Origin of the sequence: Bradyrhizobium sp. MOS003, from assembly GCF_003020125.1 — a bacterium.
Taxonomy (GTDB): Bacteria; Pseudomonadota; Alphaproteobacteria; order Rhizobiales; family Xanthobacteraceae; genus Bradyrhizobium.
In genome coordinates this window covers 693,123-715,206 of sequence record NZ_PYFW01000001.1, presented here as the reverse complement: position 1 = coordinate 715,206, position 22,084 = coordinate 693,123, and the positions used below count along the sequence as shown (strand labels likewise).

General features: G+C 64.1%; 24 protein-coding genes. 12 read left to right on the top strand and 12 right to left on the bottom strand.

Features of this window, described 5'->3' with window-relative positions:
- Window positions 1-75: 75 nt before the first annotated feature.
- Window positions 76-1,617, bottom strand: coding sequence for a benzoate-CoA ligase family protein (locus tag C7G42_RS03355; RefSeq protein ID WP_106947650.1), 1,542 nt, complete (start codon window positions 1,615-1,617; stop codon window positions 76-78).
- A 133-nt stretch (window positions 1,618-1,750) separates the two neighbouring features.
- On the opposite strand from C7G42_RS03355, the gene C7G42_RS03350 reads away from it, so the two are divergent.
- The 5 genes from C7G42_RS03350 (at window position 1,751) to C7G42_RS03330 (ending at window position 5,248) form a co-directional block, all read left to right on the top strand.
- Window positions 1,751-2,662: a helix-turn-helix transcriptional regulator gene (locus C7G42_RS03350; protein WP_283809845.1), complete on the top strand. Its 912-nt coding sequence runs from the start codon at window positions 1,751-1,753 to the stop codon at window positions 2,660-2,662.
- Window positions 2,663-2,664: 2 nt separating this feature from the next.
- Window positions 2,665-3,060, top strand: coding sequence for a group II truncated hemoglobin (locus C7G42_RS03345; protein WP_106947648.1), 396 nt, complete (start codon window positions 2,665-2,667; stop codon window positions 3,058-3,060).
- Between the two features lie 69 nt (window positions 3,061-3,129).
- Window positions 3,130-3,963 carry a helix-turn-helix domain-containing protein gene (locus tag C7G42_RS03340; protein WP_106947647.1) on the top strand — a complete coding sequence of 278 codons (834 nt, stop codon included), beginning with the start codon at window positions 3,130-3,132 and terminating at the stop codon, window positions 3,961-3,963.
- 74 nt (window positions 3,964-4,037) lie between these two features.
- The gene (locus tag C7G42_RS03335) at window positions 4,038-4,472 is read left to right on the top strand and encodes a VOC family protein (RefSeq protein ID WP_106947646.1); all 435 of its coding nucleotides are present in this window, start codon (window positions 4,038-4,040) and stop codon (window positions 4,470-4,472) included.
- Window positions 4,473-4,567: 95 nt separating this feature from the next.
- Window positions 4,568-5,248, top strand: a complete 681-nt coding sequence (locus C7G42_RS03330) for a transglutaminase-like domain-containing protein (protein WP_106947645.1) — start codon at window positions 4,568-4,570, stop codon at window positions 5,246-5,248.
- Window positions 5,249-5,267: 19 nt separating this feature from the next.
- Here C7G42_RS03330 and C7G42_RS34965 read toward each other — a convergent pair whose 3' ends face one another.
- The 3 genes from C7G42_RS34965 to C7G42_RS03320 form a co-directional block, all read right to left on the bottom strand.
- On the bottom strand, window positions 5,268-5,414 hold the full coding sequence (locus C7G42_RS34965; protein ID WP_158537563.1) for a hypothetical protein: 147 nt from the start codon (window positions 5,412-5,414) through the stop codon (window positions 5,268-5,270).
- 61 nt (window positions 5,415-5,475) lie between these two features.
- Window positions 5,476-7,212, bottom strand: coding sequence for a YbaL family putative K(+) efflux transporter (gene ybaL, locus C7G42_RS03325; protein WP_106947644.1), 1,737 nt, complete (start codon window positions 7,210-7,212; stop codon window positions 5,476-5,478).
- A gap of 62 nt (window positions 7,213-7,274) precedes the next feature.
- On the bottom strand, window positions 7,275-8,060 hold the full coding sequence (locus C7G42_RS03320; protein WP_106947643.1) for an IclR family transcriptional regulator domain-containing protein: 786 nt from the start codon (window positions 8,058-8,060) through the stop codon (window positions 7,275-7,277).
- 111 nt (window positions 8,061-8,171) lie between these two features.
- Between C7G42_RS03320 and C7G42_RS03315 the strand changes: the two genes are divergently transcribed.
- Both C7G42_RS03315 and C7G42_RS03310 read left to right on the top strand, forming a co-directional pair.
- Window positions 8,172-9,530: an aromatic ring-hydroxylating dioxygenase subunit alpha gene (locus tag C7G42_RS03315; RefSeq protein WP_106947642.1), complete on the top strand. Its 1,359-nt coding sequence runs from the start codon at window positions 8,172-8,174 to the stop codon at window positions 9,528-9,530.
- 159 nt (window positions 9,531-9,689) lie between these two features.
- Entirely contained in the window at window positions 9,690-11,126 is a 1,437-nt protein-coding gene (locus tag C7G42_RS03310) for a glutamine synthetase family protein (RefSeq protein WP_106947641.1), read from the top strand.
- A 122-nt stretch (window positions 11,127-11,248) separates the two neighbouring features.
- Here C7G42_RS03310 and C7G42_RS03305 read toward each other — a convergent pair whose 3' ends face one another.
- The 7 genes from C7G42_RS03305 to C7G42_RS03275 all read right to left on the bottom strand — a co-directional run bounded on the left by C7G42_RS03305 (window position 11,249) and on the right by C7G42_RS03275 (window position 16,578).
- Entirely contained in the window at window positions 11,249-11,977 is a 729-nt protein-coding gene (locus C7G42_RS03305) for an ABC transporter ATP-binding protein (protein WP_245427508.1), read from the bottom strand.
- The gene (locus C7G42_RS03300; RefSeq protein ID WP_106947640.1) at window positions 11,970-12,737 is read right to left on the bottom strand and encodes an ABC transporter ATP-binding protein; all 768 of its coding nucleotides are present in this window, start codon (window positions 12,735-12,737) and stop codon (window positions 11,970-11,972) included. Before C7G42_RS03300 ends, C7G42_RS03305 begins: the two co-directional genes overlap by 8 nt.
- Window positions 12,730-13,674 (bottom strand): branched-chain amino acid ABC transporter permease, encoded by a 945-nt coding sequence (locus tag C7G42_RS03295; protein ID WP_106947639.1) that lies wholly within the window; start codon window positions 13,672-13,674, stop codon window positions 12,730-12,732. The genes C7G42_RS03300 and C7G42_RS03295 overlap by 8 nt, the downstream gene beginning before the upstream one ends.
- A complete protein-coding gene (locus C7G42_RS03290) occupies window positions 13,671-14,588 on the bottom strand; it encodes a branched-chain amino acid ABC transporter permease (RefSeq protein ID WP_106947638.1) in 918 nt (305 codons plus the stop codon). The genes C7G42_RS03295 and C7G42_RS03290 overlap by 4 nt, the downstream gene beginning before the upstream one ends.
- A 302-nt stretch (window positions 14,589-14,890) precedes the next feature.
- A complete protein-coding gene (locus tag C7G42_RS03285) occupies window positions 14,891-15,109 on the bottom strand; it encodes a hypothetical protein (protein WP_106947637.1) in 219 nt (72 codons plus the stop codon).
- 1 nt (window position 15,110) lies between these two features.
- Window positions 15,111-15,767, bottom strand: a complete 657-nt coding sequence (locus C7G42_RS03280; protein ID WP_199580622.1) for an acyl-homoserine-lactone synthase — start codon at window positions 15,765-15,767, stop codon at window positions 15,111-15,113.
- 82 nt (window positions 15,768-15,849) lie between these two features.
- Window positions 15,850-16,578, bottom strand: a complete 729-nt coding sequence (locus C7G42_RS03275) for a LuxR family transcriptional regulator (RefSeq protein WP_106947635.1) — start codon at window positions 16,576-16,578, stop codon at window positions 15,850-15,852.
- Between the two features lie 166 nt (window positions 16,579-16,744).
- On the opposite strand from C7G42_RS03275, the gene C7G42_RS03270 reads away from it, so the two are divergent.
- A complete protein-coding gene (locus tag C7G42_RS03270) occupies window positions 16,745-16,921 on the top strand; it encodes a hypothetical protein (RefSeq protein WP_106947634.1) in 177 nt (58 codons plus the stop codon).
- A gap of 42 nt (window positions 16,922-16,963) precedes the next feature.
- On the opposite strand, the gene C7G42_RS03265 is transcribed toward C7G42_RS03270, so the two are convergent.
- Complete coding sequence (locus C7G42_RS03265) at window positions 16,964-17,176, bottom strand: hypothetical protein (protein WP_106947633.1); 213 nt, start codon at window positions 17,174-17,176, stop codon at window positions 16,964-16,966.
- 297 nt (window positions 17,177-17,473) lie between these two features.
- On the opposite strand from C7G42_RS03265, the gene kaiC reads away from it, so the two are divergent.
- From kaiC to C7G42_RS03245, 4 genes are all read left to right on the top strand, one after another.
- The gene (gene kaiC, locus C7G42_RS03260) at window positions 17,474-19,171 is read left to right on the top strand and encodes a circadian clock protein KaiC (RefSeq protein WP_106947632.1); all 1,698 of its coding nucleotides are present in this window, start codon (window positions 17,474-17,476) and stop codon (window positions 19,169-19,171) included.
- A gap of 3 nt (window positions 19,172-19,174) precedes the next feature.
- Window positions 19,175-19,462, top strand: coding sequence for a circadian clock KaiB family protein (locus C7G42_RS03255; protein ID WP_094892540.1), 288 nt, complete (start codon window positions 19,175-19,177; stop codon window positions 19,460-19,462).
- The gene (locus C7G42_RS03250) at window positions 19,462-20,946 is read left to right on the top strand and encodes a sensor histidine kinase (protein WP_245427505.1); all 1,485 of its coding nucleotides are present in this window, start codon (window positions 19,462-19,464) and stop codon (window positions 20,944-20,946) included. Before C7G42_RS03255 ends, C7G42_RS03250 begins: the two co-directional genes overlap by 1 nt.
- 70 nt (window positions 20,947-21,016) lie before the next feature.
- Window positions 21,017-21,955, top strand: a complete 939-nt coding sequence (locus tag C7G42_RS03245) for a LysR family transcriptional regulator (RefSeq protein WP_106947631.1) — start codon at window positions 21,017-21,019, stop codon at window positions 21,953-21,955.
- Window positions 21,956-22,084: the final 129 nt, after the last annotated feature.

Below are 22,084 nucleotides of genomic sequence, written 5' to 3'. Positions count from 1 at the left end.
CGTCTTTCGTCAACCGCAGCAGCGCGTGGATGGCCGGGTCAAGCCCGGCCATGACGGCCTGTTGCACATGGTCAACTATTGCGCCCCTTCCCGCAGCTTGAACCGCTGGATCTTCCCCGTCGCCGTCTTCGGCAAGGACTCCACCACGTCGATCCAGCGCGGATATTTCCACGGGCCGATCTTCTGCTTGACGTGCTCCTTCAGCATTTCCTGCAGCTCCGTCGTGGACGCGCCCGGGCGCAGCACGACGAAGGCCTTCGGCTTCAGCAAGCCTTCCGGATCGGCCTCAGGCACGACGGCGGCTTCCAGAACGGCGGGATGGGTGATCAGCGCGCTCTCGACCTCGAAGGGCGAGACCCAGATGCCGGAGACCTTGAACATGTCGTCGGCGCGGCCGCAGAACGTGTAGCGGCCTTCTGCGTCGCGGACATATTTGTCACCCGTGCGGGTCCACGGTCCCTCGAAGGTGCGGCGGCTCTTGTGGCGCTGATTCCAGTAGCCCTCGCCGGCCGAGGGCGCATCGACCAGGAGCTCACCGACCTCGCCGTCGGCGACGTCCTGGCCGGCCTCGTTCACGAGCCGCACCGCGTAACCCGGCACGGGCTTGCCGGAGCAGCCGTATTTGATGTCGCCGGGCGCGTTCGACAGGAAGATGTGCAGCAGCTCGGTCGAGCCGACGCCGTCGAGAATGTCGACGCCGAAGCGCGCCTTCCAGCTGGTGCCGACGGATTCCGGCAGCGCCTCGCCGGCCGAGGTGCAGATGCGCAAGGCGCCGCCGCCGCGCTCCGCCTTCATGCTCTCGTCGTTGAGCATCGCCGCAAACAGGGTCGGCACGCCGTAGAAGATCGACGGCTTGTAGCGGTTCATCAAATCGAACATGCGCGCCGGCGTCGGCCGCTCGCTGTTGAGGATCACGCTGGCCCCGACCGACATCGGGAAGGTCAGCGCGTTGCCGAGCCCATAGGCGAAGAACAGTTTTGCGGCGGAGAGACAGACATCACTCTCGCGGATGCCCAGCACCTGCTTGGCGTAGGTGTCCGCGGTCGCCTGCAAGTTCGAATGGATGTGGCGCACGCCCTTGGGCATGCCGGTCGAGCCCGACGAGTAGAGCCAGAACGCCGGCTCGTCCGGATGCGTCGCGGCGGTCGCGAACTGGTCGCTCTCGCCCGCGAGCTCCTCAGTGAGCTGCTTGTGGCCGTTCTGCTTGGCACCGGAGACGATGACATGCTCGAGATCGGGCATGCGGCCGACGACGTCCTTGATGACGGGATAGAGCGCCTCGGAGACGAACAGCACGCGCGCGCGGCAGTCGGCGAGGATGTAGGCGTACTGGTCCGCAGTCAGCAGCGTGTTGAGCGGCACCGGCACGATACCGGCGCGGATCGCGCCCAGGAACACCACCGGAAAATCGACCGTATCGAGCATGATCATCGCCACGCGCTCCTCGCGGCGGACGCCGAGCCGGCGCAGCATGTTGGCGGCGCGGCAGCTCTGCTGCTGGAGTTCGCCATAGGTAAGCCGCGAGACGGTGTCGTCGAAGGCGAGCTTGTTGCCCCGGCCCTCCCCGACGTTACGGTCGAGCAGCCAGGTCACCGCGTTGTAGGATCCCTCGCTCACGGACTTCTCCCCCGAATTTTAGAATTATAATTCATAGAAAGACACCGCGGCGGCTTGCTGTCAATGCCAGCAGGCACTATGTTTCATTAAAGCGCGCCGCAGGACTTCCTTCAAGAGGACACCCGTAAGAAGGATCATGACCGACAGTCCCGACGCCGAATCCCAATTCCTCGAACAACTCGGCCAGCGTGTGCGCACCATGCGCGCACTGCGCGGCATGTCGCGCAAGGTGCTTGCCAAGGTCTCGGGGATTTCGGAGCGCTACATCGCGCAGCTCGAGGGCGGCAAGGGCAACGTCTCCATCGTGCTGTTGCGCCGCGTCTCCGACGCGATGGGCGCGCATCTCGAGGATCTGTTGCCAAGCGCCGATCCGACGCCGGACTGGCAGATGTTTCGCGATCTCCTGCGCAAGGCCACGCCTGCCCAGATCGCGCAAGCCAAGGATCTGCTCGCTGGCGGCAGCGCCACCGCGCCCCGGCGCGCGCCGTTCTGCGGCATCGCGCTGATCGGCCTGCGCGGCGCCGGCAAATCCACACTCGGCAAGATTTTGGCGAAGAAAGTCGGCTGGAGCTTCGTCGAGCTCAACAAGGAGGTCGAGCAGCAGAACGGGCTCTCGGTCGCCGAGATCATCGCGCTGTACGGCCAGGAAGGCTTTCGCCGCATGGAGCAGGCGGCTCTGCAGCAGCTGCTCGCCCGCAACGAACTGATGGTGCTGGCGACCGGCGGCGGTATCGTCTCCGAGCCCTTGACCTTCGACCAGATCCTGAGCTCGTTCTACACGATCTGGCTGAAGGCCGAGCCCGAAGAGCACATGGCCCGCGTCCGTCGCCAGGGCGATCTGCGCCCGATGGCCGACGACCGCTCCGCGATGGCCGAGCTGCGCAACATTTTGCTGAGCCGCGAGCCGCTGTATTCGCGCGCGACGGCTGTGGTGGATACGGCGGGTCTTTCCGTCGATGCCGCAGCAGCGCGGCTGATTGATGCGGTGCGCCCGGTGCTGCAGAACGAAGCCCGCAGTTTCGGGCTGCGCAGCGTGGCGCTGTAGAGATGACCGACAGCGACGTCACCATTTCCATGTTCGAGCGGATCGGCGGCCGCGCCACGATCGACGCCCTCGTTGACCGGTTCTACGACCGGATGGAAACTTTGCCGGAAGCCAAGGTCATTCGCGCGATGCACGCGGACGATCTGGGCCTGATCCGCGACGTGTTGAAGCGCTATCTCACCGAGTGGACCGGCGGGCCGCGCCTCTATTCGCCTGAGAAGGGCCATCCGCGACTGCGACAGCGCCACCTCGGCTTCGCCATCGGCGATGCCGAGCGCGACGCCTGGATGCTGTGCATGCGCGGCGCCATGGAGGAGACGGTGACCGATGCCGCCGCGCGCCAGGACCTCGACAAGGCGCTGTCGGGCCTCGCCGACTGGATGCGCAACCGGCAATAGGTCGGGCTCCCACTCTTGGTGCGATCACACCGTCGGGCTAAGCTGCGCTCCGTCACGGAGACACTCTCGATGGACGCGACCACGACGCCGGACGTCATCAGGCGGCCTGTCCCTGCGCATCTGGCGCACATCGTCTCGTCGATTTCCTGCTATCGCGAGCGCGGGCTTGGCCTGATCAATTTTCGGCACGCGGCGCCCTTATCTCTTCCCCTGCTCATCAACCTCGGAAATCCATTCCGGATCGCGCTCGGCCGCGAGCCCGACCTATCGGATGCGCGGCCAAGCTTTGCCGCAGGGCTTTTCCCCGGACCGGTCCAGATCGAATCGGACGGCCGTGCCATGTGCATCCAGATCGACTTCACGCCGCTCGGCGCCTACCGCTTCTTTGGCGGCGCGATGCCTGATCTGACGGCGCGAATGGTCGACCTCGGGGATTTGCTGGGCCGGGACGGCCGGGACCTCAGTGCAAGGATTACGGACGCACCGGATTGGCAACAGCGCTGGGAGATCATCGAGACGTTCGTGATCGGGCGGACGGTGAACGAGCCCTCGCCGGAGATCGCTGCGGCCATCCAACAGCTATGGCGCAGCGCGGGCGCGGCCCGGATCTCTGACATCGCCACGGACGTTGGCTGGAGCCGCAAGCATCTGTCGCGCCGGTTCCACAACGAGATCGGCCTTTCACCGAAGACGCTGGCGCGCATGCTGCGCTTTCACCGCGCCTGCACGCTGGCGCGCGAGGGCAGTGCGTTCGGATGGGCTGGGGTCGCGCTCGAAGCGGGCTTCGCCGATCAGGCGCATCTCGCCCGCGATTTTAGAGAGTTCAGCGGCGAAAAACCCACCGAGTGGGCGGCACGGCTGGCCATCGCGGACCACCGCCTCATGCGAGAGGCCGGCGGATGAGAGGCAATGTCCCAAATCTTCAAGAATTCGGTGGGCGGGCAATTTAAGGGGAATGAGCAACCCCAGGAGACACCATGTCCAACCCGATAGGGACTGAAGCGCCACGGCTGTATCATACCCTGCGCTGCAAGAATGCCGAATCGATGATCTCGTGGCTGAAGGACGTTCTCGGCTTTAGGGAACGCGTGATTTACCGGCGCGACAACGTCGTTGTGCATGCCGAATTGTCGTTCGGGTCGTCGATCCTGATGCTGGGGGCGGACCGGCCAGACGCCTATGGTAAGCGCGTCGGAGAGCTGGAAGGCCGCAGAACCGATTCTGTATATCTGGCCGTCGACGATCCCGATGCGCTCTACGCCAGGGTAAAGGCGTCCGGGGCTCCGATCGAAATGGAATTGTACGAGACCGATTACGGCAGCCGGGATTTTGCAGCGCGCGATCCCGAAGGCGGCCTATGGAGTTTCGGTACTTATTGGCCCAAGGTCGGCGAGGATCCTCTGCCGGGCTGACTGACCGCAGGTCACCGAGATGCGCAACGCTGGCATTCAGGCATGGACGACGACACCGCGTAGACATCGCGTCCCGCCGGGCTAGACTTGCCGGCATGGCCGAGATCCTCCCTGACACCATCCGCCGCCTCTACACCGATCCCGGCGAGTACATCGACAGCGATCATCCTGCCGTGCAGGAATTCGCCGAGACCACGGTGCGCGCGGATGCGAGCGCGCGCGAGAAGGCCAGCCGGCTCTACAAGGCGGTGCGCGACGGCATCCGCTACAACCCCTATGTGAGCATGCGCCTCGCCGAGACCTTTCGCGCGTCGAGCGTGCTCGCCGCAGGCCAGGGCTATTGCGTCGGCAAGGCCTCGCTCTATGCCGCCGCCTGCCGCGTCCACGGCATTCCCGCGCGCGTCGGCTTTGCCGACGTGAAGAACCATCTCACCACAGAAAAGCTGCGCGCGAGCATGGGCACGGACATCTTCACCTGGCACGGCTTTACGGAGGTGTACGTGGACGACGCCTGGCGCAAGGCGACGCCGACGTTCAACGCGACGCTCTGCGCCAAGGTCGGCGTGGCGCCGCTCGATTTCGACGGCCACACCGATGCGCTGCTGCATCCCTTCGACGGCGAAGGCCGCGCCTACATGCAATATGTCAACGACCGCGGCACCTATCACGACGTGCCGGCGAAATTTCTGATGCGCGAGATGGCGCGGGATTACGCCAACATGCAGGGCGAGGATCTGTCGGGACGCGACATGGAGCGCGAGGCGGCGGAGCGTTAAAGCACGGTGTGCAGGCAGGTTACGCCTTCTGCATCCCAACCCGATCGTTGCACGCGTCGAGCACCGACCGATCCAGCGCCTCGGCTGCAAAGCCCGCGACATAGATCAGCGCCATGATCGCCGCGGAGATCGCCAGCGTCTCCGCATGTGCGATACCCCACTGCAAGATCCGCTGCCGCAAGGTCGGCGGCGGAAACCGGTACGTCCTTCCCGTCGGCGTGATCAGGTCAAACGACCGAACCGACCGCGAGTGTCCGGGGATTTTCCTGGGTAGCATCCGGAACCCTCCTCTCCAGCTCCTCGATCATGCCGCGCGCGATTTCCCGCTCGCCCATGATGACGACATCAGCCCCAAGCCCCTTGAGATGGTCGACCTCGGCATCCGCGTGCGCCCGCGCGATGATGCGGATATCCGGATTGGCCGCGCGCGCCTGCTGCACGATCTGTCCCGCCTCGAACGCTTCGGGAATCGCGATCACGAGATGCCGTGCCCGTGACGGATTGGTGGCGCCGAAAATTTCGGGCTGGGCAGCGTTGCCCATGACGGTCTCGATGCCGCTCTGCTTCAGCTTCGCCAGCAGGCTCTCTCCGACCTCGGCCACGAGGAACGGCAGCTGCCGCTGCGTCAGCGCATCACCGACGAGCGCACCGACGCGGCCATAGCCGATCACGATCGTATGATCCGTCAATTCCGTGGTTCGGATCGCCTCGGTGACAGCATCTGGGACTGCAGGTTCCTCGCGCCGCGGGTCGAGACGCGGCGCTAGCCAGGTCGCGGCGGCGAACATCAGCGGGTTGAGCATGATGGAGAGGATCGCACCCGCCATGATCAGGTCGCGGCCCTCCTTGGGCAGGATCTGCGAGGCGACGCCGAGCTCTGCCAGGATGAAGGAGAACTCGCCGATCTGCGACAGGCTCGCCGAGATCGTCAGCGCAGTGGCGACGGGGTGGCGGAAAATCACCACGATCAAATAGGCCGCGAGGGATTTGCCCAGCATGATGATCGCGAGGGTGGCCAGCAGCGGCCAGGGCTCGCGGACCACGCTCATCGGATCGAACATCATGCCGACCGAGACGAAGAACAGCACGGCGAAGGCATCGCGCAGCGGCAACGATTCCTGCGCGGCGCGCGCACTGAGCGGCGATTCCCGCAGCATCATGCCGGCGAAGAACGCGCCGAGCGCCAGCGAGACGTCGAACAGCTTGGTCGCGCCGAACGCGACGCACAGCGCGATCGCGAGCACGGCGAGACGGAACAATTCGCGCGAGCCGGTATGGGCGATATAGTGCAGGATCCACGGGATCACCCGGCGACCCACGACCAGCATCAGGCCGATGAACACGACGATCTTGACGAGGGTCAGCACCACGATTCCGGCGAGCCCGAAGCCGGCCTGTGCCGCGAGCGGCTCGAATGCCGGCTTGCCCTCGGTGCCGCCCTGCAGGCTCGCGATCGCGGGAAACAGCACCAGCACGAGCACCATCGCGAGGTCCTCGACGATCAGCCAGCCGACCGCGATGCGTCCGCGATCGGTCTCCATCAGGCGGCGCTCCTGGAGCGCGCGAAGCAGTACGACTGTGCTTGCCACCGATAGCGCAAGGCCGAACACCAGCCCCGCCGGGATGCTCCAGCCCATCAGCCATGCAAGGCCAAGTCCCATCAATGTCGCAGCCGCGATCTGCACGACGGCGCCGGGCACGGCGATCTTCCGCACCGACAGCAAATCCTGCAGCGAGAAATGCAGGCCGACGCCGAACATCAGCAGGATAATGCCGAGCTCGGCGAGTTCGGTGGCAAGCGCCTGGTCGGCGACGAAGCCCGGCGTGAACGGACCGACCGCGACTCCGGCGATGAGATATCCGACCAACGGCGGTATGCGGAACCGCTGTGCGATGGTTCCGAATACGAAGGCTAGTCCAAGTCCGACGACAATGGTGGCGATGAGAGGTGTTTCATGCGGCATTTTTGCCTTGTGACACAGCGAGCACGCTGGCGCACCGCGACCTGTGCGCGCGGGCAGCTAGCTCACAGCAATTGCGAACGCACGGATTCCGCGGCGTCGCGCAGCAGCGGCAGAAAACGTTCGATCAATTCCTGCGTCGGCACGCGGTCGACATGGGCGCCCATGTTGATCGCGGCCACGATCACATTGTCGTAACGACGCACCGGAACCGAGATCGAGCGGAAATGCGGCTCGGCTTCGCGATCGACCAGCGAATAACCCTGGGCCCGATCGCCAGCGATGCGCGAAAGCAGCGTCTTGGGATTGGTCTCGGTTTGCGGCGTCAACGCCTCGCGCGTCATCTTCTTCAGGCGCGCCGCGAGATCGGCATCATCGAACTGGCCGAGCATGGCGCGGCCGACGGAGGTGCAGAAGGCGGGCAGCCGGTAGCCGATTTCGAGCCCACCGGAAAACATCCGCGCCGGACTGCTGCGGGCGACGAAGACGACCTCGTCGCCATCGAGCACCGCGAGCGAGGAGATTTCGTTTGCCGCGATCGCGACACGATCGAGCACCGGTTGCAGGACAGTGACGAGCTGATTGGAGCGCAGATAGGACGCCGCCAGCGTCAGCACATGCGGCGTCAGCGAGAAAAGTTTGCCGTCGCCGGAGACGTAGCCGCCGCGTTGCAGCGTGAACAGCATGCGCCGGGCGGTCGCGCGCGGCAGATCCGCTGCGCGCGCGAGATCGCTCAGCGTCATCGGGCCTGCATTGGTGCCGAAGCATTGCAGCAGGCGCAGGCCGCGATCGAGCGCCTCGACGAAATCCGTCGCACGCTCGTCAGTCTCGCTCCGCTTCAGCTTGGGCATGTCGGGGACAATCCTGCAAAATAGTGCTTGCTGCCGGTTCAAGGCATGTCATAATTCGCACATTCGTTCAATAGGCGAACAAGCGCCATTCCACGCAAGGATGCACCCGCCATGATGAGCCAGGAGCAGAACGACCTGATCACCCGCACCGGGCCCAGGGATCCCTGCGGCAAGCTGATGCGGAGCTACTGGCAGCCGGCGGCGCTGGTGGATGAGTTGCAAGGCGAGCGGCCGATCCGTCCCGTCAGGCTGCTCGGCGAGAACCTGGTGCTGTTCCGCGACGAGACCGGTCGCTATGGCCTCATCGACCGCCATTGCGCGCATCGCGGCGCCGACCTCGCCTTCGGACGGCTCGAGCATGGCGGCCTGCGCTGCGCCTTCCATGGCTGGCTGTTCGACGCCACCGGCCAATGCATCGAGACGCCGGCCGAGCCGAAGGACTCGAAACTCTGCCAGAACATCAGGCAGCGCTCCTATCCCGTGGTCGAAAAGAGCGGCATCCTCTGGGCCTATCTCGGCGAAGGCGAGCCGCCGGCATTTCCGGAGCTCGACTGTTTCGTCGCTCCCGGTACTCACACCTTTGCGTTCAAGGGCCACATGGCCTGCAACTGGCTGCAGGCCCTCGAGGTCGGCATCGATCCCGCGCACGCCTCCTACCTGCACCGCTTCTTCGAGGACGAGGACACCTCCACCGCCTACGGCAAGCAATTCCGCGGCGCTTCCGCCGGCTCCGACCTGCCGATGACGAAGATCCTGCGCGAATATGACCGCCCGATCATCAATGTCGAGCACACCGAATACGGCATGCGTCTGATCGCGCTGCGCGAGATCGACGAGGAGCGCACCCATGTGCGCGTCACCAACCAGCTCTTTCCGCATGCGTTCGTCATTCCCATGAGCACGGAGATGACGATCACGCAGTGGCACGTGCCGGTCGACGACGAGAACTGCTACTGGTACGCGATCTTCACCAGCTATTCGAACCCGGTCGACAAGCAGAAGATGCGCGACCAGCGGCTCGAGCTCTATGAGCTGCCGGATTACAAATCGCGCAAGAACCGAGCCAACGACTACGGTTTCGATCCGCACGAGCAGCAGACCGCGACCTATACCGGCATGGGCAACGACATCAACGTGCACGACCAATGGGCGGTTGAATCGATGGGCGCGATCCAGGACCGCACCCAGGAGCATCTCGGCTCGAGCGACAAGGCGATCGTGCAATATCGCCGCCTGCTGCGGCAGGAGATCGAGAAGGTCGGCGGCGGCGAGAAGCCGATGCTGTTTCTGGATGAGAGCAGGGCACGCAGCATTCAGGGACCGGCCACCATGGACGGCATCGGGCCGACTCAGGGTTGGGAGCTCTACTGGATGGAAGTCGACGTCAAGCGCCGCCGTGGCGCTCCTTGGGCCGCACCGGTCCCGAAGGAGATCGCGGACAACGTACACCGGCTGACGGCGGCGGAGTAAAGCGAAATTCCCTCCACGTCATTGCGAGCGAAGCGAAGCAATCCAGACTGCCTCTCCAGAAAGACGCTGGATGGCTTCGTCGCTTCGCTTCTCGCAATGACGGAGAATGTGGCAAGTGTTTTGCTCACGTCGAGCAGCGTGGATTGAGGAGCAACCATAGTGACTTTCGTCGCGCGTCATGCGCTGTGGTCGGATGAGCAGAAAGACGCCGCAGCGCGCATGCGGCGCATCGTCGAGGAGAAGAACCTCGAAGTCATTCGCCTCGCCTTCCCCGACCAGCACGGCATCCTGCGCGGCAAGACCATCATCGCCTCGGAGGCGATCGCTTCGCTGGAGAGCGGCTGCTCCATCACTACCACCATGCTGGCCAAGGACACCTCGCACCGCACGGTGTTTCCGGTGTTCACCGCCGGCGGCGGCTTCGGCATGAAGGAGATGGAGGGCGCGGCCGACGTGCTGATGGTCGCTGACCCCACCACGTTTCGCGTCTTGCCGTGGGCACCGACCACGGGCTGGGTGCTGTGCGACCTTCATTTTGCCGACGGCCGCCCAGTGCCGTTCGCGACGCGTTCGCTCTATCGCAAGGCGCTGGACGAACTCGCCAGCCGCGGTCACGACTTCGTCGCGGGGCTCGAAGTCGAATTCCACATCTTCAAGCTCGACGATGCGCATATGCGGCCCGAGGACGCGGGACAGCCGGGCGTGCCGCCGTCGGTGAGCCTGCTCAGCCACGGCTATCAATATCTCACCGAGCAGCGCTTCGATCAGATGGAGCCGGTGCTGGAGATCCTGCGGCGCGACATCATCGCGCTCGGGCTCCCGTTGCGCTCGGTCGAGGTCGAGTTCGGCCCGAGCCAGTGCGAATTCACCTTCGCGCCGAAGAAGGGGCTGGAGCCCGCCGACAACATGGTGCTGTTTCGTTCTGCCGTGAAGCAGATCGCGCGCCGCCATGGCTATCACGCCACCTTCATGTGCCGGCCGAAATTGCCGAATGTGTTCGCAAGCGGCTGGCATCTGCACCAGTCGATCGTATCGCGGGCGACCGGTGAAAACCAATTCATGACGAAGGACGGCGGCGAACCGCTCAGCGCGTTCGGCAAGTCCTATCTCGCCGGCCTGCTCGACCACGCGCGTGCATCGACCGTGTTCACCACGCCGACCATCAACGGCTACAAGCGCTACCGTTCCTATTCGCTGGCGCCGGACCGCGCGATCTGGGGCCGCGACAATCGCGGCGTGATGATCCGCGTGCTCGGCGGCGCCAATGATGCCGCGACGCGCCTCGAGAACCGCATCGGCGAGCCCGCCGCCAATCCCTATCTCTACATGGCCTCGCAGATCCTCTCGGGCCTCGACGGCGTCGACCGCAAGCTCGATCCGGGCCCGTCGGCCGACACGCCCTACGAGACCAAGGCGCCGCTGCTGCCGAAATCACTGCGCGATGCGGTCAGCGCGCTGAAGGACGATCCATTCTTCCGCGACAAGTTCGGGCCTGAGTTCGTCGACTATTACACCCACATCAAGAACGCCGAGATCGACCGCTTCCTGTCCGAGGTGACGGACTGGGAGCAACGCGAGTATTTCGAGGTGTTTTGAGCTGAACTTCAGCCCTCTCCTCCGTCATTGCGAGCGCATCGAAGCAATCCGGAACCTCTCCGCGGAGACAGTCTGATTGCTTCGTCGCTTCGCTCCTCGCAATGACGGGGAGAGAGCGGGGGTTAAATTCCCAAATATTTATGCTGCAGGTCTGGCTCGGCCATCAGCTCGTCCGACGTTCCGCTCCACACCGTCTTGCCGCGCTCGATGATGAAGTGGCGGTCGCAGATGCGGGCGAGATGGTCGACGTTCTTGTCGACGACCAGGATCGACTGGCCCCGGCTCTTGAGCAGCGACAGGCAGTGCCAGATCTCTTCGCGGATCAGCGGCGCGAGACCTTCGGTCGCCTCGTCCAGGATCAGCAGCTTCGGGTTCGTCATCAGCGCGCGGCCGATCGCCAGCATCTGCTGCTCGCCGCCGGAGAGCTGGTTGCCCATGTTGGCGGCACGTTCGGCGAGGCGCGGAAACATCACGTAGATCGCGGCCAGCGTCCAGGGATTGGCGCTGCCGAAGCGGTCGGCGGCGGCCGCGACCAGGTTTTCGCGCACGGTAAGGTTCGGGAAGATCTGGCGTCCTTCGGGGACCAGACCGACGCCGAGCTTTGCGATCCTGTAGGACGGAAGCTGCCTGACCTCGGCGCCCGCGAAACGAATGCTGCCGGCGCGTGCCGGCGTCAGGCCCATGATGGAGCGGATGGTCGTGGTCTTGCCCATGCCGTTGCGGCCCATCAGCGAGACCATCTCGCCCGGCTTGATCGACAGTGACAGCCCGAACAGCACCTGGGACAGGCCGTAACAGGTCTCGATGCCGTCGACCTCGAGCAGCGTGTCAGCCATGATTTTTTCAGCCATGGTGCGTCACCACGTGCTGGTCGCCGAGATAGGCGCGCTTGACGTCCTCGTTGGCCCGGATCGCGGCCGGATCGCCCGAGGCGATGACGCGGCCATAGACCAGCACCGAGATGCGGTCGGCCAGCGCGAACACCGCCGGCATGTCGTGCTCGACCAGCACGATCGAGACTTCCTTCCGCAACTCCTGGAGCAGCTTTACCATGCCCTGGGATTCGGTGACGCCGAGCCCGGCCATGGGCTCGTCGAGCAGCAGCAGCTTCGGCTTGCTGGCGAGCGCGACCGCGAGCTCGATCTGGCGCCGCTCGCCGTGACTGAGCTTCGACACCAGGACATCGGCACGATGCAACAGGCCGACGCGATTGAGCGCGGCGTGGGCGGCATCGCGCAAGCCTCTCTCCTTGCGCGCGTTGGCGAAGAAGCGGAACGAGGTGCCGGCATGAGCCTGCGCCGCCAGCGCGACATTGTCGGCGGCGGTGAAGTCGAGCAACAGCGAGGTGATCTGGAACGAGCGCGCGAGACCCAGCGCGCAGCGCCGATGGGCCGGCAGATAGGTGATGTCGCGGCCACCCAACGAGACGCTGCCGGAATGCGGCTCGAGATGCCCGGTGAGCTGGCTGATCAGCGTAGTCTTGCCGGCACCGTTCGGACCGATGATGGCGTGCAGCTCCCCGGCCGCAACGTCGAGCGAGACATTATCCGTCGCGATGATGCCGCCGAAACGGCGCACCAGCTTTTCGACGCGGAGCAGCGGTTCAGCCACGGTTGAACCTCCCGAGCAGGCCCATGATGCCGCCGCGGCCGAACAGCACGATCAGAAGCAGCAGCGGGCCCATGATCAGCGCCCAATATTCGGTGATCTGCGACAGGAATTCCTCCAGCAGCAAAAACACCACCGCGCCCATGACCGGGCCGAACAGCGTGCCCATGCCACCCAGGATCACCATCACCATGAGATCGCCGGACCGGGTCCAGTACATCACGGCCGGGCTGATGAAATCGGTGTTGTTGGCGAGCAGCGCGCCGGCCAACCCGCACATCATGCCGGAGATGACGAAGCAGACGAGCTTATAGCGCTTGGCCGGAAAGCCGATCGCCTGCATGCGCTGCTCGTTGGAGCGCAGGCCCTGCACGACGAGGCCGAAGCGTGAGTTGACGATGCGCCAGATCAGGAAGAGCACGCCGAACAGGCAGGCAAGGCAGAGATAGTAGAACTGCGTGCGATTGCCGAGATTGATCAGGCCGGAGAAGTCGCTGCGCTTGTAGACGGTGAGCCCGTCGTCGCCGCCATAACGCGCGAGGCCCGAGGCGACGTAATAGGCCATCTGCGCGAAGGCGAGCGTAATCATGATGAAATAGACGCCGCGGGTGCGCAGAGACAGCGCGCCGATCACGAGCGCATAGAGCGCGGACGCCGCGAGCGCGACCGGAAACTGGATGAAGCCGGAGCCGACACCTTCCTGCGCCAGCATGCCGACCGCGTAGCCGCCGATGCCGAGATAGGCGGCATGGCCGAAGCTCATCATGCCGCCAAAACCCATGATGAGATTGAGGCTCGCGGCCGCCAGCGCCAGGATGACGATGCGGGTGAACAGCGTCAGGATGAAGACGTTGCCGGCGAGCTGCGAATACAGCGGCAGCAGCACGAGGCCGGCCAGCATCAGGGCCGTGACGGCCTTGCTCACAGTCAAACTCTTCATCGGCGGTTGGCCGGGAACAGCCCCTCCGGCCGCACCACCAGCACAATCGCCATCAGCAGGTAGATCAGCATGGAGGACAATGCGGGCGCGGCAGTGGAGGCCGCGGCGCCGCTCAGCACCTGCCGCAGCAGATTGGGCAGAAAGGCGCGGCCTAGCGTGTCGATCATGCCGACGAAGATCGCGGCCAGGAACGCACCGCGGATCGAGCCGATGCCGCCGATCACGATGATGACGAAGGCGAGGATCAGGATGTTCTCGCCCATGCCGATCTGCACGGTGAGGATCGGCGCCTGCATCAGCCCGGCGAGGCCCGCGAGCGCGGCCCCTAAGCCGAACACGAGCGTGTAGAGCAGCTTGATGTTGATGCCGAGCGCGCCGATCATCTCGCGGTTGGAGGCGCCGGCGCGGATCAGCATGCCGATGCGCGTGCGCATCACGCCGAGATAGAGCAGCAACGCCACCAGCAGCGCCACCACGATGATGGCGAGCCGATAGGCGGGATAGTGAATGCCGGGCAAGATCGGCACCGGCACCGTGAGCCAAGCCGGCAGCGGCAGCGCAAGGCCGGCCGGACCCCATATCAGGCGCACGGCTTCGTTGAAGAACAGAATCAGGCCGAAGGTCGCGAGCACGTGGTCGAGATGATCTCGCCCATAGAGATGCCGCAGCGCCGACATTTCGAGCACGATGCCGAGGATCAGCGTGGCGCCAAGCGCCAGCAGCGCGCCGAGCAGGAAGCTGCCGGTCCAGGCCGCGAAGGTCGCGGCGAAATAGGCGCCCATCATGTAGAGTGAGCCGTGCGCGAGGTTGACGAGATCCATGATCCCGAACACCAACGTCAGGCCGGCGGCGAGCAGGAACAGCAGCAGGCCGAACTGCAATCCGTTCAGAAACTGTTCGACGACAAGCAGCATCAAGACTCTTTCAGGCGCACGCGGTGTCGCGCCGATGTTCGAACACGGTCGCCATCAGTGAAAGAGCTCCCCCTGCCTCATCAAGGCGGAAAAATGGGTAATGGCAGTATCGTTCCGAGGCAAGAGCGATTCGACACCGAACATGCACTTTGTTGCATGCCGGTGCATGCGGTCGAGATGGCCTTGCAAGAAGGTTGCCGCGCCGGCTGGGGCAACCTGCCGCACCCAAACGATCACCCTCCCCCCGTTGCCTGCTCAGACCGGGAAGAGGGTGTTGAATTTGTGGGATCGATGAGATGCGTCTAGTGCGATGTCATCTGCCGGGATAGATCATCCGGTTCGGCGAGCACGCTGTTGGCCGTCGAGGCCTCCAGCGCCGCCATCCGGAACAGATAGGCGAGCGTCGCCAATCCGGTGTCCTCCGCCATCTCCGCCAGCTCGAGCGCCATGTCCGACATGTAGCCGAGATTCTCGTCCCTGATCTGCGCCATGATCTGGCTGTCCCGCATCATGTTCGACATCTCAGGCGCTCTTTCGTTGCGCGGCAAGGCCGCAGAGGTTGGCACGGGCGACGGCGTCGAGATGCGGGCCGTCCTGGCGCACGACCGAATGCATGCCGATACGATCGTGCAGGGCATCGAGGGTCTCGCGACGAATGTCGATGGTTGCCGCCATGGTCCACGCGTTCTCCACCAGAGCCGGCAGGCCAAGCGGGGTCACCACGAAGCCGGCCTCGTGGAAGCGTGGCAGCCACCAGGTCTCCATGATCGCGCTGACCTGCGCGATCCCCTGCGCGAGGCAGAACTCCTGCACCGCCGCCATCAATTGCAGGTTGAGCGCGCCGTCGCGGCGATCACGCACGACGAAGTAGCGCGACCATTCCCAGACCAGCGGATTCGCGGGGCAACCGCGCTCCGACGCCAAATGCGGGAACACCTCGCTCATCATCGAGGGTTTGGTCGTCGGGTAGAGCCGGTGACCACCGATGATCCGCCGCCCCTCGAGCGCAAGCAGATAGACGGTATCCTCGTCGTCGTAGGAATCGATTTCGCGGCAATCCGGCCTGCGCAGCGCCTCCCAGTGCCTCTCCTCGACGAAGATGTCGTGGCGCAACCGGAACTGCTGCTCGATTACGTCTTCATAAAGGTGGCGATTGACCGCAGAAATGGCATGAATCATGAAAACCCCCATTCATCCTCAATGGGGGCAGAGTCGGCGAAAAGAGCCGGGTTCGATATTGGGAAATTTCCCAGTACGGCGCTTACGGATTGATGATCTTGTTCCGAATCGCCAGCGCCACCGCATGCGTGCGGTTGACGGCACCGAGCTTGCGCCCGGCAGTTGCAAGATGCTCTTCCGCAGTGCGCTGCGTGATGTGCAAAATTTCGCCGATCTCCCAGGCCGACTTGCCCTGTGAGGCCCAGGAGATCACCTCGCGCTCGCGCGGGGTGAGGCGCGCCGGGGGATAAGGCGTCGGCTCGAGCAGACGGCGAATGTGGTCGAAACCATACATCGCCATCAAGTGCAGCGCCGGCTTGCTCCGCGGATTGAGGTCGAGATGAACGCCGCCAAGCGACACCGCCGCTTCATAGCCGGTGAGCCCGTGAATCGGCACGATGAAGCCCCGCGACATGCCAAACTCGCTGGCGCGGTTCATCACCTCGGCCGCATCGGGCTCGAGCTCGGCGTCATAGGGGGCTTCCGACCATTCGAACGGATTGACCGATTGCCGGCACAGCCGCACCACGGGATCGAAGCGGTCGTAATTGTTCTGGGTGTACAGGCTGAACCAGCCGGCCGGCCAACGCTTGGCGAGCACCATCTGCGCAAACCGCTGGTCGGGATTGGGCAATCCCGTCACGATGATGGTTTCGAAGCCGAAGCGCCCGAACGCCGTTTCAAGCGCGTTCATGGCATCGGGCACCTTGCGATAGGTCCCCAGCCCCTCAATGAAGTCGAGCGCCTCCCGGCCATAATCTACGGCGGACATCGGTGCATTTCCTGACCCACAAGGGCCCGTATAGCACGTATTTGGGAGCTGCCTCAATTCGCAGCAGCCGTAGTTTCCCGGTGCTCATCCGCCCTGAAGATTTTGACTACTTGTGGCAGAATTCACGTCACGATACACCTGAGGCGACCGAAGCGGGAACACCACGATGCAAGACGAGGACATCGCCCTCAACAGCGTGCTTGGCCTGGAATTGAACCGCGTGTTTTTCGCCATCCGCGAAACGGCAAACAAGCAGAAGATCATCGAGTTCGCGCGCGAGGTGCTGCAAGGCGAGCGCGAGGACCTGACTGAGAGCGTATTGCCGGAAGGGCCGGCGAGCTAGAACGCAATTGCAGCATGGCTCGCGCTGGCGACAGCCGGTGGCTCAAGCCCGTGACCTGATCTTGAGATCAACAAGCGCGCGACGTCCGACCGACGTCAATTCGTCCAAGGTCGTCATGCCGGACTGAGCAGCGTCCAGCAGACGTGCCGCAACGAGCTTCCTGCTCTCGTGATCCCCGCCATGCCTGACGTGGCTGAAGGCAGCATCAAGCGCCGCATCTAAAATGGCTTGAATGCGGCCTTCGAACTCGTTCATGGTCTCACCAATGCACCCGCGCCCAACCGGCCCCTTATGCGCCGGCGCGGTAAAATCGTATGTTCACAAGTGAACCCAAAAACTCTGGCGAGTGAAGCGGCATCGTGTCGGGGGGACTACTGTCTGTGCGCGGCACTGAGCCGACATCATCCCAGCCGATCAGATGCGAGCCGGGGGAGCGATCTAACTCCAATCAATCAATTCTGTTCCTGGGCCAAGCGACAAAATTGCAGATGCTTCCCTCTATGCGGCTTGCCAATATTTGCTTAGAAAAATCGTCTGGAACCAGGGCAGGGCATGACTGAAGGCATCACGAAATCTGCAACCGGCATCGACGGCTTTGACGATCTGACGCTTGGCGGACTTCCCACGGGGCGACCGAGCCTCGTGTGCGGGTCGGCCGGCTGCGGCAAGACGCTGTTTGCTTCGACCTTCCTCTTCAATGGCGCGAAGATCTACGACGAGCCCGGCGTCTTCGTCACGTTCGAGGAGCGCCCGGTCGACATCATCGCCAACGTGGATTCGCTCGGCTTCGACCTCCAGGGGCTGATCGACCAGTCGAAGATCCACATCGAGCACATCGAGATCGATCCATCGGAAGTCGCCGAGATCGGCGATTACGATCTGGAGGCTCTCTTCCTGCGGCTCGAATTCGCCGTCGACCAGATCGGCGCCAAGCGCATCGTGCTCGACACGATCGAAAGCCTGTTCTCGGCGTTCTCAAATCCCGCGATCCTGCGCGCAGAAATACGCCGCCTGTTCGACTGGCTGAAGCAGAAGGGCCTGACGGCGGTCATCACCGGCGAGCGCGGCGACGGCACCCTGACCCGGCAAGGCCTCGAGGAATATGTCTCGGACTGCGTGATCCTGCTCGATCACCGCGTCGACAACCAGATCTCGACGCGGCGGCTGCGCATCGTCAAATACCGCGGCACCGCGCACGGCACCAACGAATATCCGTTCCTGATCGACGAGGACGGCTTTTCCGTGCTGCCGGTGTCCTCGCTCGGGCTCGGGCACAAGGTGTTCGAAGACCGGATCTCGACCGGCGTGCCCGACCTCGACGCCATGCTCACCGGCGGCGGTTTTTACCGTGGCAGCAGCATCCTGCTGACCGGCGTCGCCGGCTCCGGCAAGAGCTCGCTCGCCTGCATGATGGCCGACGCCGCCTGCCAGCGCGGCGAGCGGGCCCTTTATCTCTCGTTCGAGGAATCCGAGGCGCAGACCGTCCGCAACATGAAGTCGATCGGTACCGATCTCGGCAAATGGCTGAAGAGCGGCCAGATGCGCTATATCGCCGCGCGACCGACCTTCTACTCGCTCGAAATGCACCTTGCGATCATGCTGCGCGAGATCAACAGGTTCAAGCCGCAGCTCGTCGTACTCGATCCGATCTCCGCCTTCACCGACTCGGCCGACATCGCCGAGGTGCAGGCGATGTTGCTGCGGATCGTCGACTACCTCAAGTCCAACGGCATCACCGCCGTTTTCACCCATCTGGCCAGTGTCGAGCAGGCGCAAACCGACGCCGGCCTGTCGTCGATCATGGATGGCTGGGTCCTCTTGCTCAATCGCGAGGCCAATGGCGAATTCAACCGCGAGCTCTATCTCTTGAAAGCGCGCGGCATCTCGCATTCCAACCAGGTCCGCGAATTCGTCATGTCGAGCAGCGGCATCCACCTGCTCGAGCCCTATCTGGGCGAGGGCGGCGCATTGACGGGCTCGGCCCGCCGCAACGAAGAGGCGCGGGCGCGCCGGGCCGAGACCGAGCGCCAGACCGAGGTGTCCCGCGTGCAGGACCAGGTCGCGCAACGGCGACGCCGCGCACGTGCCCAGATCGAAGCTCTCAACGCGGATATCGAAGCCGACGAGGCCGAACTCAATCGGTTGATCAGGACCGAGGAAATCTATCAGCAACAAAGCCGGGAAAACGCCGCAGCACTGGCGCGCGGACGCGGATTGGACGTCTCTACCGGCAAGAAGAAGCAGGACTAAGCCATGACCGAAGTCGACAAAGAGCCCGTCAAGCTCGTCCTCTACGTCGCCGGGGAGACGCCGAAATCGCTCGCCGCGATCCGCAATCTCGAAAAGATCTGCTCCGAGCACCTGGCCGGCAAGTACAAGGTCGAGGTCGTCGACCTCAAGAAGCAGCCGCAGCTCGCCCGGGAGCATGGCATCGTCGCCATTCCCACCCTGGTGAAGGAGCTCCCGGTGCCGATCCGCAAGATCATCGGGGACCTTTCCGACACCCAGAAGGTTCTCGTTCATCTGTCGGTGGAGGAATGATGGCGGTGGTATCGCTCGCATCTGCGTTGACCCGGGAGGAGCTCGAGGCTCGGCTTTACGAAGCCGAGGAGACGCTCCGGGCCATCCGCGAAGGCGAGATCGATGCCGTCGTCATCAGCGGCGGAACCACCGAACAGGTCTTCACGCTCGGAGACGACGGCCAGTCCTATCGCACCTTCATGGAAGCGATGGACATCGGTGCCGCAGCGTTCGACGCCGATGGGCAATTGCTCTATGCAAACCAGGCGCTGTGCAAGCTGCTCGGCAGGCCGGCCAGCGAGCTGTCCGGGCAGGCGTTGCTGGGCATACTCGACGCCGTCAACCAGACCACTTTCCGCCGGCTGCTTACGCAGGCGCTGCGGGAGCGGCTATCGTCCGAAATTCACGTTCGCGTCGAGGACAGCGAGCGCAGCTTTCTTCTCACCGGTGCTCCGATCGATTTTGGTATCGTGAGCGGTGTCGCGATCACTTTCACCGACATCAGCGAACGCGAGCAGACCGCCGCTGCCAAGGAGTCCGAGCGGCTGGCGCGGTCCGTTCTCGCCTCCGCCAACGAGGCCGTCATCGTCTGCGATCGCTCCGGCATAGTCACCCACATCAATGCGGCCGCCGAACGAATCTGCGCCGAGGCGCCGATCGGGAAGCGGTTCGAGGAGGCGATCGCACTGACCTTCGCTGATGCGGCCGAGCTGATGTCCGGAGGCGATATCGTGGCGATGGCCGTTGGCGGCACGCCGGTGCAGGGGCTTGAAGCGGCCGTGAAGACATCTGCCGTCGACGTCACCGACGTCATGATCAGCGCGGCACCGCTCGTCGTATCCGGCGAACGGACCCAGGGCTGCGTGGTGACGCTGATCAACCTGTCGCAGCGCAAGGCCGCCGAGCGTCGCCAGACCCTCCTGATGGGCGAGCTCGATCACCGCGTCAAGAACACGCTGGCCATGGTGCTGGCGATCTCAGCGCGCACCGCGTCCCACGAGCGCACGATCGAGGACTTCCAGAAATCCTTTTCCGGCCGCATCCAGGCCCTGGCGGCTACCCATACGTTGCTGTCCAACGCGTCCTGGGAGAACCTCCAGATCAAGGACGTGCTCAGCGTCGAGCTGGCGCCCTATGCGACGCTCTCCAGCGGACGCATCTCGATGGAGGGGCTGGATATCTCCGTCGACTCCAAGACGGCCGTCTCCCTCGGGCTGGTGTTCCACGAATTGACGACCAACGCAGTGAAGTACGGCGCGCTGTCGACCCGCGCCGGCAAGCTGTCGGTGCGGCGGATCGGCCTGCTCGACGACGGTGCCCTGCAGATCGAATGGGAAGAGCGCGACGGCCCCATGGTGACGCCGCCGACGACCTCTGGCTTCGGCCAGACCCTGATCTCACGCAGCCTTGGCAGCGGCGCCAACGGCGGTACGAAGCTCGAATTCCGCCCGACCGGCGTCGTCTGCCAGATCCTGATCCCGAAATACGGCCACTTCCATTCCTAGAATATTGTCGCTGGATGGCCGCGCGCCTTCCGTGAGATGATCCCGGAAGATCATTCCGGGACGCCCAGACATGATGACGCTGCGCCAGGTGGAAGTGATCCGTGCCGTGATGGTGACGGGCACCATCGGCGGCGCGGCGAAACTGCTCAACGTCTCAGCGCCCGGGATCAGCCGCCTCGTCAAATACACCGAGCGCTCGCTCGGCATCCGCTTTTTCCAGCGCCAGAACGGGCGCTACTTCCCGACGCCGGAAGCCGAGAACATCTTCGAGCAGATCAACGGCGTCTACAAGAAGGTCGACGACCTCTCCGAGATCATCTCCAAGATCGGGCGCGGCGGCCTCTCCGAATTGCGCATCGGTTCGGTGCCCAGCATCTCGCAGGTGATGGTGCCGCGCGCGATCGAGCGCGTCCGCCGCCGCTATCCTGATTTGGGCATCGACATCAACATCCTCAAGCTCGAAGAGGCCATCGACTATCTCATGCTCGGCCGCGGCGAGTGCGTGGCGATGAGCTACCGGCTGGAGCATTCCGGGCTCGACTTCATGCCGCTGGCCTCGGGCGAGTTGTACTGCATCGTGCCGCCGGGCCACGAGCTCGCCGGCCGCAAGCAGGTCTCGGCCGCCGAGATCACCCGGTATCCGCTGATCGGCATCGATCCCAACGATCCCTACGGCCGGATCATGGCCGAGATCTTCGCGCGCCACCGTCTCGCCTACAACATCACCATCCGCGCGCGCTTCGGCACCACGGTCTGCGCGCTCGTAAAGGCGGGCCTCGGCATCGCCATCATCGACCAGTTCACGGTGGCTCATGGCGGCTATCCCGGGATCGAGCTTCTGAAGATCGCCGAGCCGACCCGTTTCGACACCTACATCGCGGTCAAGCGCGGCGCGCCGCTGTCGCTCCATGCAGAGTCTTTCATCGAGTCGCTGCGCGCCGAGATGCGCGCGGTCGAGCCACCCCGCGGCAGCGGTAAGGCCGCGCCGACGCGCGGACGGAAGAAATAACATCATGTTAGGTTTGCCGGATAAAAGGGTAATTGTGTTAGGCGAGGGAAAGGCTATCGTTGCACCTGAAATCCCGCTTGGAATCGCGCGGATTTCCCCGCTAATGGCCGGGACCGAACGCTCCCTTTG